Annotated in this window: 16 protein-coding genes; 1 reads left to right on the top strand and 15 read right to left on the bottom strand. The window is 64.3% G+C overall.

Annotated elements, in window-relative coordinates:
* Nucleotides 1-11: 11 nt before the first annotated feature.
* The 14 genes from G3T16_RS19640 to leuC all read right to left on the bottom strand — a co-directional run bounded on the left by G3T16_RS19640 (nt 12) and on the right by leuC (nt 14,169).
* Complete coding sequence (locus G3T16_RS19640; RefSeq protein WP_163496710.1) at nt 12-524, bottom strand: CvpA family protein; 513 nt, start codon at nt 522-524, stop codon at nt 12-14.
* Nucleotides 525-612: 88 nt separating this feature from the next.
* Nucleotides 613-1,044 (bottom strand): SPOR domain-containing protein, encoded by a 432-nt coding sequence (locus G3T16_RS19635; protein WP_163496709.1) that lies wholly within the window; start codon nt 1,042-1,044, stop codon nt 613-615.
* A 187-nt stretch (nt 1,045-1,231) separates the two neighbouring features.
* Nucleotides 1,232-2,518 carry a bifunctional folylpolyglutamate synthase/dihydrofolate synthase gene (locus G3T16_RS19630; protein ID WP_163496708.1) on the bottom strand — a complete coding sequence of 429 codons (1,287 nt, stop codon included), beginning with the start codon at nt 2,516-2,518 and terminating at the stop codon, nt 1,232-1,234.
* On the bottom strand, nt 2,511-3,464 hold the full coding sequence (gene accD / locus G3T16_RS19625) for an acetyl-CoA carboxylase, carboxyltransferase subunit beta (RefSeq protein ID WP_163496707.1): 954 nt from the start codon (nt 3,462-3,464) through the stop codon (nt 2,511-2,513). The genes G3T16_RS19630 and accD overlap by 8 nt, the downstream gene beginning before the upstream one ends.
* Nucleotides 3,465-3,553: 89 nt before the next feature.
* Nucleotides 3,554-4,378 (bottom strand): tryptophan synthase subunit alpha, encoded by an 825-nt coding sequence (gene trpA / locus G3T16_RS19620; RefSeq protein WP_163496706.1) that lies wholly within the window; start codon nt 4,376-4,378, stop codon nt 3,554-3,556.
* Nucleotides 4,375-5,610, bottom strand: coding sequence for a tryptophan synthase subunit beta (gene trpB, locus G3T16_RS19615; protein ID WP_163496705.1), 1,236 nt, complete (start codon nt 5,608-5,610; stop codon nt 4,375-4,377). Before trpB ends, trpA begins: the two co-directional genes overlap by 4 nt.
* Nucleotides 5,607-6,287 carry a phosphoribosylanthranilate isomerase gene (locus G3T16_RS19610; protein WP_163496704.1) on the bottom strand — a complete coding sequence of 227 codons (681 nt, stop codon included), beginning with the start codon at nt 6,285-6,287 and terminating at the stop codon, nt 5,607-5,609. Before G3T16_RS19610 ends, trpB begins: the two co-directional genes overlap by 4 nt.
* Nucleotides 6,288-6,311: 24 nt before the next feature.
* Complete coding sequence (gene truA / locus G3T16_RS19605) at nt 6,312-7,154, bottom strand: tRNA pseudouridine(38-40) synthase TruA (RefSeq protein ID WP_163496703.1); 843 nt, start codon at nt 7,152-7,154, stop codon at nt 6,312-6,314.
* Entirely contained in the window at nt 7,147-7,551 is a 405-nt protein-coding gene (locus G3T16_RS21370; protein WP_197911764.1) for a FimV/HubP family polar landmark protein, read from the bottom strand. Before G3T16_RS21370 ends, truA begins: the two co-directional genes overlap by 8 nt.
* Before the next feature lie 5 nt (nt 7,552-7,556).
* Entirely contained in the window at nt 7,557-9,716 is a 2,160-nt protein-coding gene (locus tag G3T16_RS19595) for a type IV pilus assembly protein FimV (RefSeq protein ID WP_163496702.1), read from the bottom strand.
* 204 nt (nt 9,717-9,920) lie between these two features.
* The gene (locus G3T16_RS19590) at nt 9,921-10,946 is read right to left on the bottom strand and encodes an aspartate-semialdehyde dehydrogenase (RefSeq protein WP_163496701.1); all 1,026 of its coding nucleotides are present in this window, start codon (nt 10,944-10,946) and stop codon (nt 9,921-9,923) included.
* 53 nt (nt 10,947-10,999) lie between these two features.
* Complete coding sequence (gene leuB / locus G3T16_RS19585; protein ID WP_163496700.1) at nt 11,000-12,079, bottom strand: 3-isopropylmalate dehydrogenase; 1,080 nt, start codon at nt 12,077-12,079, stop codon at nt 11,000-11,002.
* 1 nt (nt 12,080) lies between these two features.
* On the bottom strand, nt 12,081-12,740 hold the full coding sequence (leuD, locus tag G3T16_RS19580; protein ID WP_163496699.1) for a 3-isopropylmalate dehydratase small subunit: 660 nt from the start codon (nt 12,738-12,740) through the stop codon (nt 12,081-12,083).
* Nucleotide 12,741: 1 nt separating this feature from the next.
* A complete protein-coding gene (gene leuC / locus G3T16_RS19575; RefSeq protein ID WP_163496698.1) occupies nt 12,742-14,169 on the bottom strand; it encodes a 3-isopropylmalate dehydratase large subunit in 1,428 nt (475 codons plus the stop codon).
* A 135-nt stretch (nt 14,170-14,304) separates the two neighbouring features.
* On the opposite strand from leuC, the gene G3T16_RS19570 reads away from it, so the two are divergent.
* The gene (locus G3T16_RS19570) at nt 14,305-15,234 is read left to right on the top strand and encodes a LysR family transcriptional regulator (RefSeq protein WP_163496697.1); all 930 of its coding nucleotides are present in this window, start codon (nt 14,305-14,307) and stop codon (nt 15,232-15,234) included.
* A gap of 13 nt (nt 15,235-15,247) precedes the next feature.
* On the opposite strand, the gene G3T16_RS19565 is transcribed toward G3T16_RS19570, so the two are convergent.
* The gene (locus G3T16_RS19565; RefSeq protein ID WP_163496696.1) at nt 15,248-15,703 is read right to left on the bottom strand and encodes a flavodoxin; all 456 of its coding nucleotides are present in this window, start codon (nt 15,701-15,703) and stop codon (nt 15,248-15,250) included.
* Nucleotides 15,704-15,949 lie beyond the last annotated feature (246 nt).

Here is a 15,949-nt window from a genome sequence, read left to right as displayed (position 1 = left end):
CTCGCTTTCGCTTAACTCCGCACAGCAGCGGGGGCGGCCGTACTCCAGCCTCCCAGCAACTGCAGCACCCAGTTCATCAGAGCATCAACCTGGGGCATCAATTGTGCCTGGTGCAACCACACCTGGTCCCTCGGTGGCAGCAATTCCCGGATCAGGAACACCAGTACCAGCACGATAACCACGCCGCGGGCGAAGCCGAACACCGTACCCAGTACACGGTCCAGGGTACCCAGACCACTGACCTTCACCAGTTGCGCCAGCAACATGCCCGTCAGGCCGGCCACCAGCAGTATGGCCACAAAGATCACCAGCCAGGCGGCGATGTAACGGGCAGTCAGGTTGCTGACCAGGTCCGCCATCTGGGTGGCCAGCTCGCTGGCAAAAAGGTTGGCCAGCACAAAGGCGGCGATCCAGCCCGCCAGAGACAAGGCTTCCCGGGTAAACCCGCGCAACAGGCTCAGCAGCGTCGACAGCACGACAATAACGGCAATTGCCCAGTCCACCCAGGTAAATCCGTCTATCATCAGCGCAATTCTCCCGCCCGCATCGCACGGACCCACGGCGCGCGCAGTCTAGCAGAGCAAGGCACTACACTGAAGCGAGCGGCGCGCCTCACGGTACATACCGCTTGATCAGTGACTGTACACCGAACTCCTCGTCGATCTGCGGGCGCAATGCCTCGAGCCTGGCGCGCTCGAATTTGGGTCCGACGTTGACCCGGTGCAGCAGCTTACCATCTACTGTGACCGACTTGATCCAGGCTTTCTCCCCCATGTCCTGCAGACGCTGGCGCAGGGACTCTGCCTTTTCCAGGCTGCTGACACTGATCACCTGCAGCATCCACGCCACCGGGACACCCTGGTCGTCGAGCCGCGCCTGCTCCGGCGCCTCGCTGCGGGTCTCACCGGCTGCGGGCGGTGCCGCCCCCGCAGGCGCCCGCTCCGGCAGTGGCTGCGCCAAGGCACCGGGCTCCGGCACCTCCGCGGCATCCGTTGCGGGGAGCCCGGGCTCTGGCGGTGCCGCCTCTTCTTCATCGGCAAGCAAGGGGGGGACTCCCGCAGCCCCGCAGTGTCGGGAGGAGCCACGGGCGTATCCGCTACCGGGGGCGGCGCCGGAATTTGAATTTCGTCAATGACGGTGGACTCGGGCTGCACGAAAATAATGGGCCAGAACACGATCCCCAGTGCAATCAGAATCAGCGCGCCCACCAGGCGTTGCTTGAGAATGTCGTTCACCTGTCAGCCCTTCCCCGATCCTGTTCCAGCGACGACAGGGCCGCTGCCACGGTATGGAACGATCCGAACACCACCAGCCGGTCGCCCGCTGTGAGCAGCGAACGGGCCCGATCCAACGCCTCGGACAAATCCGCGCTGACGCTGATTATCTGCTGATCGCGCTGGCGCAGCATGGCCGCCATGTCCGAGCCTTTGGCGGCGCGTGCGTTTTGCGGCTGGTCCGCCAGGCACCAGCCGTCAAACTGGCCGGACACAGCCTCGATCATGCCGGCAATGTCCTTGTCGGCCATTGCAGAGAAAACACAAATTTCCTTTCCTTTACAAGGACTTGAGTTCAAAAGCTCTCGCAATTTATAAGCTGCCGCCGGATTGTGGGCGACGTCCAGCACATATTCCACTTCCGCTATCCACAACCGCTGCCGGCGGCCCGGCGGCTGCAGCGCGGGTAGCACCCGCTGCAGCGTCTGCTCGCCGCAGTCCAGCTGCAGCAGTGCCAGCACTTGCAGTGCAGCACAGATATTCTCGGGCAGCAATGCCGGATTGTTGCTCAACAGCAATCGTCGACTGCCGCCGCCCGGCAGCGCCAGACGCAGCTCACAGCCGTCTTCCAGCAGCTGGCAGTCAAACTCCCGACCCAGCCACAGCGCATCGGCGCCGCTGGCGGTCACCGCCTCCACCAGAGCCGCCGGCGGCACGCGCTCGGCAATGACCGCCGGCCTGCCCGGCCGCAGGATGCCCGCTTTTTCCCGGGCGATTGCATCCACACTGTGGCCCAGCCACTGCTGGTGATCCAGGGCAATACTGGTGATCACCGCCGCCGAGGCATCGACGATATTGACGGCATCCAGACGCCCGCCCAGCCCTACCTCCAGTACCATGATCGACACAGCCTGCTGGCGAAAGATCAGCAGCGCGGCGAGCGTCGCAAACTCAAAATAAGTCAGTGAGATATCGGTCCGGGCTGCATCGATTTCCTGCAGGGCGCTGACTATTTCCAGGTCCGTGGCTTCGACACCGGCAATACGGATTCGCTCATTGAAACGCAGCAGATGAGGTGATGTGTAAACGCCTGCCCGATGGCCCATTTCAGCTGTCACCGCCTCCAGTACTGCCACCGTGGAGCCCTTGCCATTGGTGCCCGCGACAGTTATTACCGGCACCTGCACCGGCAGCAGTTCCAGACGGCGCGCCACTTCCGAGACCCTGTCCAGGCCAAGTTCTATCTCCCGGGGATGCAGGCTTTCGAGACGTGCCAGCCAGGCGGCGAGCGACTGCTCAGTCATCCTGTTCGTCGGGGGTGAATTCGACTGGCTCCTCTTCTTCGCTGGGGTCACTGTCATCACTGGCGTCTTCCGGCTCGGGGTCCCCGGTCACAAGCGCTCCGGTCATTTTGGACAGCAGGCGGGCCAGCGTATCGCGCATCTCGTTGCGGTGCACAATCATGTCGATAGCGCCATGCTCCAACAGGAATTCACTGCGCTGAAAACCCTTGGGCAGCTTCTGGCGAATCGTCTGTTCGATGATGTTGGGACCGGCAAAGCCGGCGCGGGCGTCAGGCTCGGCGACATTGATGTCGCCCAGCAGCGCCAGCGACGCGGACACGCCACCGTAGATCGGGTCGGTCATCACCGAAATATAGGGGATGCCGGCGACCTTCATGCGCTCGATCACGGCGCTGGTCTTCGCCATCTGCATCAGCGAGATCAGCGCCTCCTGCATGCGGGCACCACCGGAGGCGGAGAAGCAGACCAATGGAATGCCTTCCCGCAGCGCCAGCTGTGCCGCCCGGGTGAATTTCTCGCCGACCGCATAACCCATGGAGCCACCGTGAAAGGCAAACTCGAAGGCCACACAGACCACTGGCAAGCCCTGCAGTTGGCCCCGCATCGCCACCAGCGCGTCCTTTTCGCCGGTTGTTTTTTGCGCTGCCGAAAGCCGGTCCCGGTAGCGCTTCTTGTCGCGAAACTTGAGCCGGTCAACCGGTTCTATCTCGGCCAGGATTTCCTCGCGGCCATCTGCATCCAGGAAGATGTCCAGTCTGCGACGGGCGCCGATGCGCATGTGGTGGTCACATTTGGGACAGACGTCGTCATTGCGCTCGACATCCGGCCGATACAGCACCGCATCGCACTTGACGCATTTCTTCCATAACCCTTCAGGTACGTTGGAGCGCTTTTCGCCCTCTTCCTTACGCACGCCGGATGGCAAGATCTTGTCAATCCAACTCATGGTTTCTCCCATAACATGCGGCCATTATAAACGTCCGCAACGGCAACTAGTACCCTGCCGGATGATATTGCCGCGGCACCCTCTGACAGCTACGGCGCGATGCCGTCCAGCCCCGCCCGAATCGATGCCAGCAGCCTGGTCGCGGCACCGCGCAGGGCCGCCTCGTCACCGCCGTCGGCACTGATGCCGGCCAGGCAGTCCACCAGCGCGCTGCCCACCACCACGCCGTCTGCAGCGCCACCCACGCGCGCCGCCGAAGCCGCATCCCTGATCCCGAAACCCACCGCCAGCGGCAGTGCCGTATGGCGCCGGATCTGCGCCAGATGCTGCTCCACATCCGCCGCGTCGATATGGGCGGCACCAGTGACACCCTTGAGGGCCACGTAGTAGATGAAACCGCTGGCCTGGTCGGCGATGCTCTTGATCCGCGCATCGGGCGTGGTCGGTGCCACCAGGAAGATATTGTCCATCCCCACGCGGCGCAGCTCGGTATTGATCGCCCCGACTTCCTCCGGCGGGATATCCACCGTCAGCAATGCATCGACACCGGCAGCGGCAGCCCGATCGGCAAAGCGGGTGTAGCCCATACGTTCAACCGGGTTGGCGTAGCCCATCAGCAGCACTGGCGTGGCGTCGTCATCGCGCCTGAACGCCTCGACCATGGCCAGTACGTCCTGCAGCCGGGTACCGTTGGCGAGCGCGCGCTCATGGGCCTGCTGGATAACCGGGCCCTCCGCCATCGGGTCCGAAAACGGCACCCCCAGCTCGATGATGTCGGCACCGCCAGCCACCAGTGCATGCATCAGCGGCACTGTCGCGCTGCTCGAAGGGTCACCGGCGACAATGTAGGGTATCAGCGCCTTGCGGCCCTGTTCTGTCAGTTGCCGGAAACGTCCTGCTATCCTGCTGCTCACTGGCTGTTCTCCCGGAAGTCAATGCCGGCCTGTTCGGCCACGGTATGAATATCCTTGTCGCCCCGCCCCGACAGATTGACCACGATATGCTGCTCCGGACTCATGCTGGCCGCGAGTTTTTCGGCATGGGCCAGCGCGTGACTGCTCTCCAGCGCAGGCATGATTCCTTCGGTGCGAGTGAGGGAGTGGAAGGCCTGCAGCGCTTCTTCATCGTCGGCAGTCACGTACTGCACCCGGCCGATATCCTTGAGCCAGGCGTGCTCCGGCCCGACCCCGGGGTAGTCCAGACCGGCCGATACCGAATGGGTATGCAGAATCTGACCGTCCGCATCCTGCATCAGATAGGTGCGATTGCCGTGCAGCACACCGGCACTGCCCGCGTTCAGCGGCGCCGCGTGCTCACCCGTGGCTATTCCGCGGCCGCCCGCCTCGACCCCATACATCGCCACCGAGTCGTCCTCGAGGAAGGGATGAAACAGGCCGATCGCGTTGGAACCACCACCGACACAGGCCACCAGGGCATCGGGCAGGCGCCCGATCTGTTGCAGACACTGGCTGCGCGCCTCACGGCCTATGACACACTGAAAGTCGCGCACCAGCATCGGGTAGGGGTGCGGGCCCGCGACCGTGCCGATAATGTAGAAGGTATCGTCGACATTGGTAACCCAGTCGCGCATGGCCTCGTTCATTGCATCCTTCAGGGTCCGGGAACCCGAACTGACCGGCACTACCGTGGCGCCCAGCAACTTCATCCGGTAGACATTGAGCGCCTGCCGGCGTACATCCTCCTCGCCCATGAAAACGTGGCACTCCAGTCCCAGGCGCGCGGCGATGGTGGCCGTCGCGACGCCATGCTGACCGGCCCCGGTCTCGGCGATCACGCGACGCTTGCCCATGTGCTTGGCGAGCAGGGCCTGACCGACCGTGTTGTTGACCTTGTGGGCACCGGTATGGTTCAGGTCTTCACGCTTGAGATGAATCCTGGCGCCGCCAACCCGGTCCGACCAGCGCCGCGCCTCATACAGCGGCGAGGGACGCCCGACGAAGTGGGCCAGGTCATCGTCCAGCTCCCGCTGGAATGCCGGGTCCTGCGCCAGTTGGCGATACACCGCCTCCAGCTCCACCAGCGCGGCCATCAGGGTCTCGGCGACAAACTTGCCGCCGTAGGGTCCGAAGCGGCCATCGGCGTCGGGCACCGAGGCGTAGCTCCTGCTCGTTGTTTCCGTGTTCATTGCACTGCTCCATCGCTCAGATCGGCCGCGCGCACAGCGGCGATAAATCGGCTCATTTTCGGTATGTCCTTTTGTCCCGGCGCACGCTCCACGCCCCCGCTCACATCGACGCCGGCGGGTGCCAGCGCCCGGATGGCGGCGCCGACATTGCTGTCGTTGAGGCCGCCCGCCAACACCAGCGGCCGCGCCAGCCGGGCGGGCGCCAGCCCCCAGTCAAAGGTCGTGCCGGTACCACCGGGCAGATCGGGTTGCCAGCTATCGAGCAGCACGGCACGGGCGCCGGGGTAGCGTTGACAGGCAGCGGCGATATCCTGGCCGGGGCGGACCCGCAGTGCCTTCAGGTAGGGCCGCCCGAACTGTTCACAAAAAGCCGCCGATTCGCTGCCGTGAAACTGAATGCAGTCCACGGCCACCTGCTCGAGAATGCGGTCGATGACCGCTGCCGATTCATCGACGAACAGGGCCACAACCGTGACAAAAGGAGGAATCGCAGCGACGATGTCCCGCGCCTGTTGAACCCGAATGCCTCGCGGGCTGGGCTCGTAGAACACCAGGCCCAGTGCGTCGGCGCCCGCGTTGCAGGCCGCCAGTGCATCATCGGCAGAGGTGATTCCACAAATCTTGATCAGAGTTCGCGACACGGTGACTTTACGGCTGACAAATGAGGCCGCGATCATAGCAGAGGGAGTGCGGCGATGTCTTCAAAGCGCCAGCAGAAGCGGCCCCTCCGGCGTGGGCGGCAAGCCGTAGTGCGGGGGATACGCGACATCCACCAGATACAATCCATCGGGCGCGGCAGTGTCCGCCGCCAGCGCCCGGTCCCTGCCCGCCAGCAGCTGGCCGATCCAGTCCGGCTCCCGCCTGCCATCACCTACCGCCATCAGGCTGCCGGCGATGTTGCGCACCATATGATGCAGAAACGCATTGGCCTCAATGTCAATAATCACCAGTTCGCCGCGACGCCACACCGACAGCGCCGAGACGTGGCGATTGGGCGACTCCGACTGGCAGGAGGCGGCCCTGAAGGCGCTGAAATCCTGCTCTCCCAACAACGCCTGGGCGGCTATGTGCATCCGCGCAGCGTCCAATGGGCGGCGGTACCAACTCAGCTGCCGGCCCATCAGAGCCGGCCGCACCGGCGTGTTGGCAATCAGATAGCGGTAGCGGCGCGACAGCGCCGAAAAGCGGGCGTGGAAATCGGCCGCTACCGGCAATGCCCAGTGCACCCTGACGGCGGCGGGAAGTTCCGCATTGACGCCCAGCACCCAGGCCTTGCAGCTGCGCACGGTGGGGGCATCGAAGTGAACGATCTGGGCATGACCGTGTACCCCGGTATCGGTACGGCCCGCACAATGCACCCGTACCGGAGCGGCCGCCACCGCAGAGATGGCCCGCTCCAGAGTTTGCTGCACCGTGACGGTACCGGGATGGGGCTGGCTCTGCCAACCATTGAAGCAACTGCCATCGTACTCGATACGGCAGGCTATACGGGTACCGGCGGGCAGCGGATCGGGGGAAAACGGAAACCGGAACGTATCAGACAAGGCGATCCATCAGTGTGCGGGCTTCTGTCTGCTGCTCGTCCGAGCCCTCGGCGGCCACTTCCTCAAGAATTTCGCGGGCACCGTCCTGGTCACCCATATCGATATAGGCCCGCGCCAGGTCCAGCTTGGTAGACAACGGATCACCGTCGTCGGCGAACACAAAGTCGTCGTCACTGTAGTGGCTGCTGCCGTTCTCGCCACGCTCGAACTCGGTTGAGACATCGAGCTCCTCGACCGGACTGTCCTCGATTTCCAGATCGAGGAAGTCTGACTCAAGCGACTCATCGACGGGCGCAACCAGTTCGTCCCGAGCATCGCCCGCGCGTGGCTGCAGGTCCGCCAGCGCTTCGGACAGGTCATAGTCCGCTTCGGGCTCAATTTCGCCGGTCTCGCCCAAATCGCTCAGATTACCGTCGTAATCAGCAAGATCAGCAGGCGGCGCCAGCTCAGACGGTGCGGACAAATCGGCCGACGGGGACAGCTCGTCCGGGGGGATGACAGATCGGGTAGCTCCGAAGCCTCCGCGGGCTCCGGCCCGGGGACAGACGGGATGTCGGCGGCCGGGCCCGAACCCACCTGCTCGCCCTCATCAACGGCACCGGAGCGGTCCGGATAACTGTCCGTCTCGGGGGATGCCGGGCTGGCACCGCCGGTGCCGGCGAAGCCGCCGCCGACACCCGACATCAGAGCCTGGGCCCTGGCCACGATGTGGTCATCGCCGATGCGCTGCAATTGCGCAAACTGTTCGCTGGCTTCATTGTGCTCCCCGGTTTCAACCGCCAGCTCGAGCAGCTTCATTCGATAGGCCGTGTTGTCGGGGTCAGCGGCGACTGCCTTGCGCAACAGTTCCATCGCCTGGGGAAAGCGCCCGTAGGCAATATAGATGTCGGCCTCTGCCAGCGCATCGCCGGCATCGACATCGGAGGCATACTGATCGTACTTGCGTTCACCGTAGCCGCGCTGGGAAGCGGCAGTCGCCGCCGGGGGTTCCTTGATGGACTGTGGCTCCCGCGAGGTCAGCTCCTCGCTGTGATCCACTTCCAGCGCCTGATCCTGCAACTGCACCCCGGCGAAGGCATCGGGTGGCTTGCGATTGGCAGGCATCGGCGCTGCAGCCAGCGGAATGTCCCCGTCTTCGGCGGCCATGTCCTCCTCATGCTGCTTGCGCCGGCGCCAGAAGAGGAGTGCCAGCAAACCCGCCATCACGGCCGCCGCCAGAATGTACAACCAGCTGCCCGACTCCTGTGGCGGTGGCGGTTCCTCGCGGGGTGCAGCGGCAGCGGGCGCGGCGGGCTCCGCCGCTACCGGCGCTTCCCTGTCCTGTGCCTGCTGTTGCGCGGGCGCCTGCCCGGAGGTCGCAGCGTCAGCAGTTGCCGAGGCTTCGTCGAGTGCCTGCTGCAGGGCCGCGATCTGGGAGTCCTTCAGCTCGACTATCCGCTCCAGGGTTTCCAGCCGCTCGCTGATCGCTGCCAGGCGCTGGCCCAGCTCATCGCGCTCGCGCTGGGACCGTTCCAGATCCTCGAGCACGGCGGCAGTATCGACGGCGGAGGCCGCAGTATCCGTATCTGCCGCGTCCGTATCCGCCGGGCCGGCAGCAGAATCGGCAGCAGCGGAACCGGCTTCCGTACCGGCGCCAGCAGCCGGCTCAGCCGCCCCCGCAGACACCCGCAGCGCCGGCCCCGCAGCACTGCTGCCAGGCCGACCTTCGCGCCAGTCTGCATTCTGCTGCTGGACCTGCGCCAGTGCCGCAGCCACGTCCTCGGAACTGATTTCGCCCGAGGCGGGCAGGTAGACGATATAGCCAGCCTTGATCTGGTTTATATTGCCGTCGATGAAAGCGTCCGGATTCAACCGCTGGATATCCAGCATCGTCTGCTGGACCGTCGCGCCTTCCGGCCGGGCCCGCTGGGCAATGGTCCAGAGCGTTTCATCGCGCCGTATCATGTAGCGGGAACCGGGTTGCGGCTCGGCCGCAGCCTCCGCGCCGTAACTGCGCTCGGGCATGGCCCCGGGGGCAAGCCCGGACTCGCGCAAGTCGACTTCGTCACCACTGCTTCGGACTTCGGTGCCGGTGGAAGTGGCGGCCGGTGATTCGGATTCGGATTCCGCCTGCGTGTCCGTCACCTGCCGGGAGGCAGATACCACCGGCGAACGATCATCGAAGGCCGGTGGGTCAACCAGTACAGTGTAGTTCCGTAGCAGACGGCCAGACGGCCAGCGTGCCTCGACGATAAAGTCGAGATAGGGTTCCAGTACCGGCTCATCCGAGGTCAGCAGAATGTAGCCGCGGCCGTCGCTGTCGATCTCGACGTCGAATTTTATGCTGGTAAGGAAATAGGCACGATCGACGCCCATCCGGTCGAAATCTTCGCTGGTGGCGAGGCGGATGCGAATCTGGTCTTCGCCCAGGTCGTTGACGTCAAGCAGATTGACGCGGGCCCGCAGGGGTTCGTTGAGGAAGGACTCCAGCGTGAGATTGCCCAGGCCCAGCCCCCATGCCGAGGCTGCCTGCAGGCAGCAAAGGGAAACCAGTGCCACTGCCAATCTATGCTTGTGAGCCATAACCACGCCTTGTTATTCGTCCGCTGACATCCCTCATGCGGGTCCCCCGGGCTCCAGCTGTCTGGCTTCAGCAGCTTGCACGACCCGCTTGGAAACCTCTTCGGGTTCTCGGATCTGGCCCATACAGGCGAAGCGGCGCCAAATAGCAGGGAACAGCCTTCAGGCGCCACTGAAGATACCGCAAGTATGTTGTAACACAAGGTTTTAATCAAGATAAGTGCGGATCAGGCTCTCGGCGATCTGGACACTGTTCAGGGCAGCCCCCTTGCGCACATTGTCCGACACGATCCACATATCCAGGCCCCGGGGGTGAGAGATGTCCTCGCGGATGCGCCCGACAAACACGGGGTCGTGGCCCGTCGCGTCGGTAACGGCAGTGGGATAACCGCCATCCCGGCGCTCATCCATTACCGTGATGCCCGGAAAGGCGGACAGCAGTTTACGGGCTTCATCGGCCGACAGCTTGTCCACGGTTTCGATATGCACGGCCTCGGAATGACCGAAGAATACCGGTACGCGGACGCAGGTGGGATTGACCCGGATACTGCTGTCGCCAAGTATTTTCTGCGTCTCCCAGACCATTTTCATCTCTTCCCGGGTGTAGCCGTTGTCCTGGAAAGTGTCGATATGGGGCAACGCGTTGAACGCGATCTGCTTCGGATAAACCTCGCAGCTGATCTCCTGGCCATTGAGCAGGCGTGCAGTCTGCGCCGCCAGTTCCTCGATCGCCTCCTTGCCGGTACCGGAGACCGCCTGGTAGGTGCAGACATTGACGCGCTCGATACCCACCGCGTCGTAGATCGGCTTCAGCGCCACCAGCATCTGGATGGTGGAACAGTTGGGGTTGGCGATGATGTTGCGCACCGTGTAACGCGCCAGTGCCTCGGGATTGACCTCCGGAATCACCAGCGGGATGTCCTCGTCGCGGCGGAAATGGGAGGTGTTGTCGATGACCACGCAGCCCGCGGCGGCAGCCTTGGGCGCAAACTCCGCGGAAATGCTGCCGCCGGCGGAAAACAGCCCGATCTGGACCTGGCTGAAATCGAATTCCGCCAGATCCGTCACCATGACCTGTTTGCCCTTGAAGCTGACAGTCTTGCCAGCGGAACGGGAACTGGCCAGCGGGTAGAGATTGCGCACCGGAAAGTCGCGCTCCTCCAGGATAGCCATCATGGTTTCGCCCACCGCACCGGTAGCGCCCACGACGGCTACGTCATATGAATCTGCCATATCAATTCCTCTATAATTCTCTACAAATGACTGTTAATCCTCTGGCACCCGCCTCAGGCGCGCAACGCGGCGACCACCGCATCGCCCATCGCGCTGGTAGAGACTGCGGCGCCATCGCTGCCGGCGATGTCGGCGGTGCGCAGGCCCCGGTCCAGCACATCGCCCACCGCCTGCTCTATCGCGGCGGCAGCCTCGGGACAGGCCAGGGTGTAGCGCAGCATCATCGCCACCGACAGGATGGTGGCCAGCGGGTTGGCTTTGCCCTGCCCTGCGATATCCGGTGCCGAGCCGTGGCATGGCTCGTACATGCCCCTGCCATTCTCATCCAATGAGGCAGAGGGTAACATACCGATGGAGCCGGTCAGCATTGCCGCCGCGTCCGACAGGATGTCGCCGAACATGTTGCCGGTCACCATTACATCAAATTGCCTGGGTGCCCGCACCAGTTGCATGGCGGCGTTGTCCACATACATGTGGCTGAGGCTGACGTCTGGGTAGTCCCGCGCCACCTCCTCCATGACCTCGCGCCAGAGCACGGTGACCTCCAGCACGTTGCTCTTGTCCACCGAGCACACGCGCCGGTCGCGCCGGCGGGCCAGATCGAAGGCGAGACGGCCAATACGGCGGATTTCCGACTCGCTGTAGACATAGGTATTGAAGCCCTGCCGCTCGCCATTGTCCAGCGTACGGATACCCCGGGGTTCGCCAAAATAGATGCCACCGGTCAGCTCCCGCACGATCAGGATATCCAGCCCGGCCACGACCTCCGGCTTGAGGCTGGAGGCATCGGCGAGCTGCGGATACAGGATCGCAGGCCGCAGATTGCCGAACAGGCACAGTTCCGAGCGCAGTCCCAGCAGGCCCCGCTCCGGGCGCAGATGCCGCTCCACTGGATCCCATTTCGGCCCGCCCACCGCGCCCAGCAGGATCGCATCGGCGGCCCGCGCCTGGGCCAGGGTTGCCGCCGGCAGCGGCTCCCCGTGCACATCCAGTGCGGCGCCGCCCAGCAGACCCCGGTCCAGACTCAGGTCGAGGCCGAAGCGCCGGTCCACCACCTCCAGTACCCGCACCGCCTCGGCCATGATCTCGGGACCGATACCATCCCCCGGCAATACCAGAATACGCTTGCCCATCTCAACCGGCCTCCCGTGTCATGCTGCCAAACAGCCAGGGCGAGCGCTGGCGCCACTGCGCCTCGAAGCGGCTGATGGCCTCGGCGCTCTCCAGCGTGACGCCGATATCGTCCAACCCCTTGAGCAGGCAGTGCTTGCGAAAATCGTCCACCTCGAAATCGAACACGGCACCGCCGGGAGTCCGCAGTTGCTGCTGTTCCAGGTCGACCTGCAACCGGTAGCCCTCGGCGGCATAGAGCTGGCGGAACAGGTCCTCGACCACCTCTGCCTCCAGCGCCACTGGCAGGATGCCGTTCTTGAAGCAGTTGTTGTAGAAAATGTCGGCGAAGCTGGGCGCGACGATACAGCGAAAGCCGTAGTCTTCCAGCGCCCAGGGCGCGTGTTCGCGGCTGGAGCCGCAGCCGAAGTTCTCCCGCGTCAGCAGGATGGAGGCGCCCTGGTAGCGGGCCTGGTTGAGCGGGAATTCCGGATTCAACGGGCGCCCGGCGCAATCCACGCCCGGCTCGCCCTCATCCAGATAGCGCAGCTGGTCGAACAGGTTGGGGCCGAAACCGCTGCGCTTGATGGATTTCAGAAACTGCTTGGGAATGATCAGGTCGGTGTCGACATTGGCGCGGTCCAGCGGCGCGACCAGGCCGTCAAGTACGGTAAAACTTCTCATCTCACAGCTCCTGCACAGTACGTATATCGACGAAATGGCCGGCAATCGCAGCGGCCGCGGCCATCGTCGGGCTCACCAGATGGGTGCGCCCACCGAAGCCCTGGCGTCCCTCGAAATTGCGGTTCGAGGTGGAGGCGCAATGCTCGCCCGGGCCGAGTTTATCGGCATTCATCGCCAGGCACATGGAACAGCCGGGCTCGCGCCACTCCATGCCGGCGGCCAGGAACACCTGGTCCAGCCCCTCGGCCTCGGCCTGGGCCTTGACCTCGCCGGAGCCGGGCACGACCAGTGCCTGCTTGATACTGGCCGCGATATGCCGGCCCCGCACCACCCCCGCCGCGGCCCGCAGGTCCTCGATCCGGGAATTGGTACAGGAGCCGATGAAGACGCGGTCCGGCCGGATGTCGGTGATCGCCATGCCCGGGCGCAGCCCCATGTATTCCAGCGCCCGGCTGGTGGCCTCGCGGCGCGAGGGATTGTCGATCGCGGCCGGGTCGGGCAGCACCCCGTCCACCGGCAGTACCATCTCCGGCGAGGTGCCCCAGGTCACCTGGGGCTTGATGTCTTCACCGCGCAGCTCCAGTACCCGGTCGAACACCGCATCGGCGTCGCTGTGCAGGTCGCGCCAGGCAGCCACGGCCGCGTCCCAGAGTTCGCCCGTCGGGGCGTAGGTACGCCCGCGCACGTAGTCCAGTGTGGTCTGGTCCACCGCGATCATGCCCATCCGGGCGCCCGCCTCGATCGACATGTTGCACATGGTCATGCGCCCCTCCATGGTCATGGCGCGCACCACCTCGCCGCCGAACTCGATGGCGTAGCCGGTACCGCCGGCGGTGCCGATCTCGCCGATCACCGCCAGCGCAGCATCCTTGGCCGTGACACCGGGCTGCAGCTGGCCATCGATGCGCACCAGCATGTTCTTCATCTTTTTCTGGATCAGACACTGGGTGGCCAGCACATGCTCCACCTCCGAGGTACCGATGCCATGAGCCAGCGCACCGAAGGCGCCGTGCGTAGAGGTGTGGGAATCGCCGCAGACCACGGTCATGCCGGGCAGGGTCGCCCCCTGCTCCGGGCCCACCACATGGACAATGCCCTGGCGGCGATCATTGATCGGAATCTCGGTGATATCGAATGCCAGGCAGTTGTCATCCAGGGTCTGCACCTGCAGCCGGGAGACCGCGTCCAGGATGCCGGCCACGCCGCCGGCGCGCTCTTCGGCGGAGGTGGGGACGTTGTGATCCGGCACCGCGAGGTTGGCGTCCAGCCGCCAGGGCTTGCGTCCGGCCAGCCGCAGGCCCTCGAAGGCCTGCGGCGAAGTCACTTCGTGAATCAGGTGTCGATCGATATAGATCAGGGCGGAGCCATCGTCACGCTGCTCGACCAGATGATTGCGCCAGAGTTTGTCATACAGTGTCAGCCCGGACATGGGTATCCCTCGTATCAGGTTGCCAGGCAGGGAATGGTAGACTTGACCATTTGATAACTCAAATTTATTATTTTTATTCAAAGCATTCTATTTAGGAATACACTAGGAATTCAATCACCCGGAGCACCGACAAGCGTGGACATCCAGAATTTGCGTGCCTTCCTGCTGGTCGCGGAGCAGGGCTCGTTCTCTCTCGCCGCCGAGCGGCTGCACCTGACCCAACCGGCGGTCAGCAAACGGGTTGCACTGCTGGAACAGCAACTGGGCTGCGAGCTGTTCGACCGTATTGGCCGCAGTGTCACCCCCACCGAGGCCGGCCTGGCCCTGCTGCCCCACGCCAAGGCGATCGTGCAGCAGCTGCGCAGTGCCGAGCAGGCGGTACGGGACCTGTCGGGCGCGGTCGGCGGGCGGCTGCGGCTCGCCACCAGTCACCACATCGGCCTGCACCGATTGCCGCCGGTGCTCAGCACCTTCAGCGAGACCCATCCCCAGGTCCAGATCGACATCGAGTTCAAGGATTCGGAACAGGCCTACGACCAGATCACACAGGGCAAGACCGAGCTGGCACTGGTTACCCTGGCCCCGGGCAATGACAGCAACCTGGTCACACTGCCGCTGTGGCACGATCCGCTGGCCTTCATGATCGCGCGCGGTCACCCGCTGGCAGCGGGCGGAACCTGCACCCTGGCCGAGCTGGCGCGGCACCCGGCCATCCTGCCGGGCCTCAACACCTTTACCGGGCAGATCGTGAAGCGGCTGTTCGCGGAGCACGCGCTGAACCTGCAGGTGTCGATGGCCACCAACTATCTGGAAACCATCCGCATGATGGCATCGGTCGGTCTGGGCTGGACGGTGCTGCCACGCAGCATGCTGGACGATTCGCTGGTAGCGCTGGCAATCAGGGAAACAGAGATCGAGCGCACGCTGGGCATTGTCTACCACCGCAGCCGCAGCCTGTCGCGGGCCGCCAGTGCCTTTATCGGTATCCTGCAGGCCTTTGGCGACGCGGCGAGGACCGATGACCGGCCGGCCTCCGGCGGTGGACTCGCCACAGCCAGGCCCTGATGCGCGATTACCGTCAGAAAATGCCCATATCCAGCCCGGTGGCAAAGGCTTCCCCCAACTCCGCAGCCCGCTGCCGATGCGAGGCGGTCACCTCGCCGCGGCAGATCACTGTCTCCAGCGCCCTTTTCATCGGGTAGCCGGACAGTATCGTTTCCGCCTGGCGGCGAGCGCCACGGCCGTCATTGCCGGCACTGAGCAGCAAGGCGTATGGGAGTACCGGGCCGCGCGCACCCACCGGATAGAAGGTGCGGTCGAGAAAGTCCTTCATCGTTCCACTCAGGGCGCCGGAGTTCTCCGCGGCCACCAGCAACAGACCGTCGGCCGCCAGTAATTCCCGGCTGCCGGCGTCCCAGGCCCTGAGCACCTGCAGCTGCACGCCGGTCACCGTCCCGGCGGCGGCTGCGCAGGCCCGGGCAAGCTCGGCGCTGGCGCCACTCTGGCTGTGATAGACAAGCAACAGGGACTTCATCGGCACCTCCGGTTTCCCTCAGCAGCGCATTGGAACACAGCCGTGTGATGGTGTCAGCCGCACCCTGCCGCGCTCGGAGCGGCATGCCGCCCGCGGCTGAAAGTGGCCAGATAGACGAGTTACCCACAGGCCGATCTGTGGATAACTATGGGGACAGCTTGGGTGGAATAGCTGGCAGGGCCAGTCAGCCCGGCTGCGGTCCGCTTCAGGCAGTCGCTTCTTATCGACATTTTCTTAATATATCTC

Origin of the sequence: Kineobactrum salinum, from assembly GCF_010669285.1 — a bacterium.
Classification (GTDB): Bacteria; Pseudomonadota; Gammaproteobacteria; order Pseudomonadales; family Halieaceae; genus Kineobactrum; species Kineobactrum salinum.
This window is presented reverse-complemented; position numbering and strand designations above follow the sequence as displayed.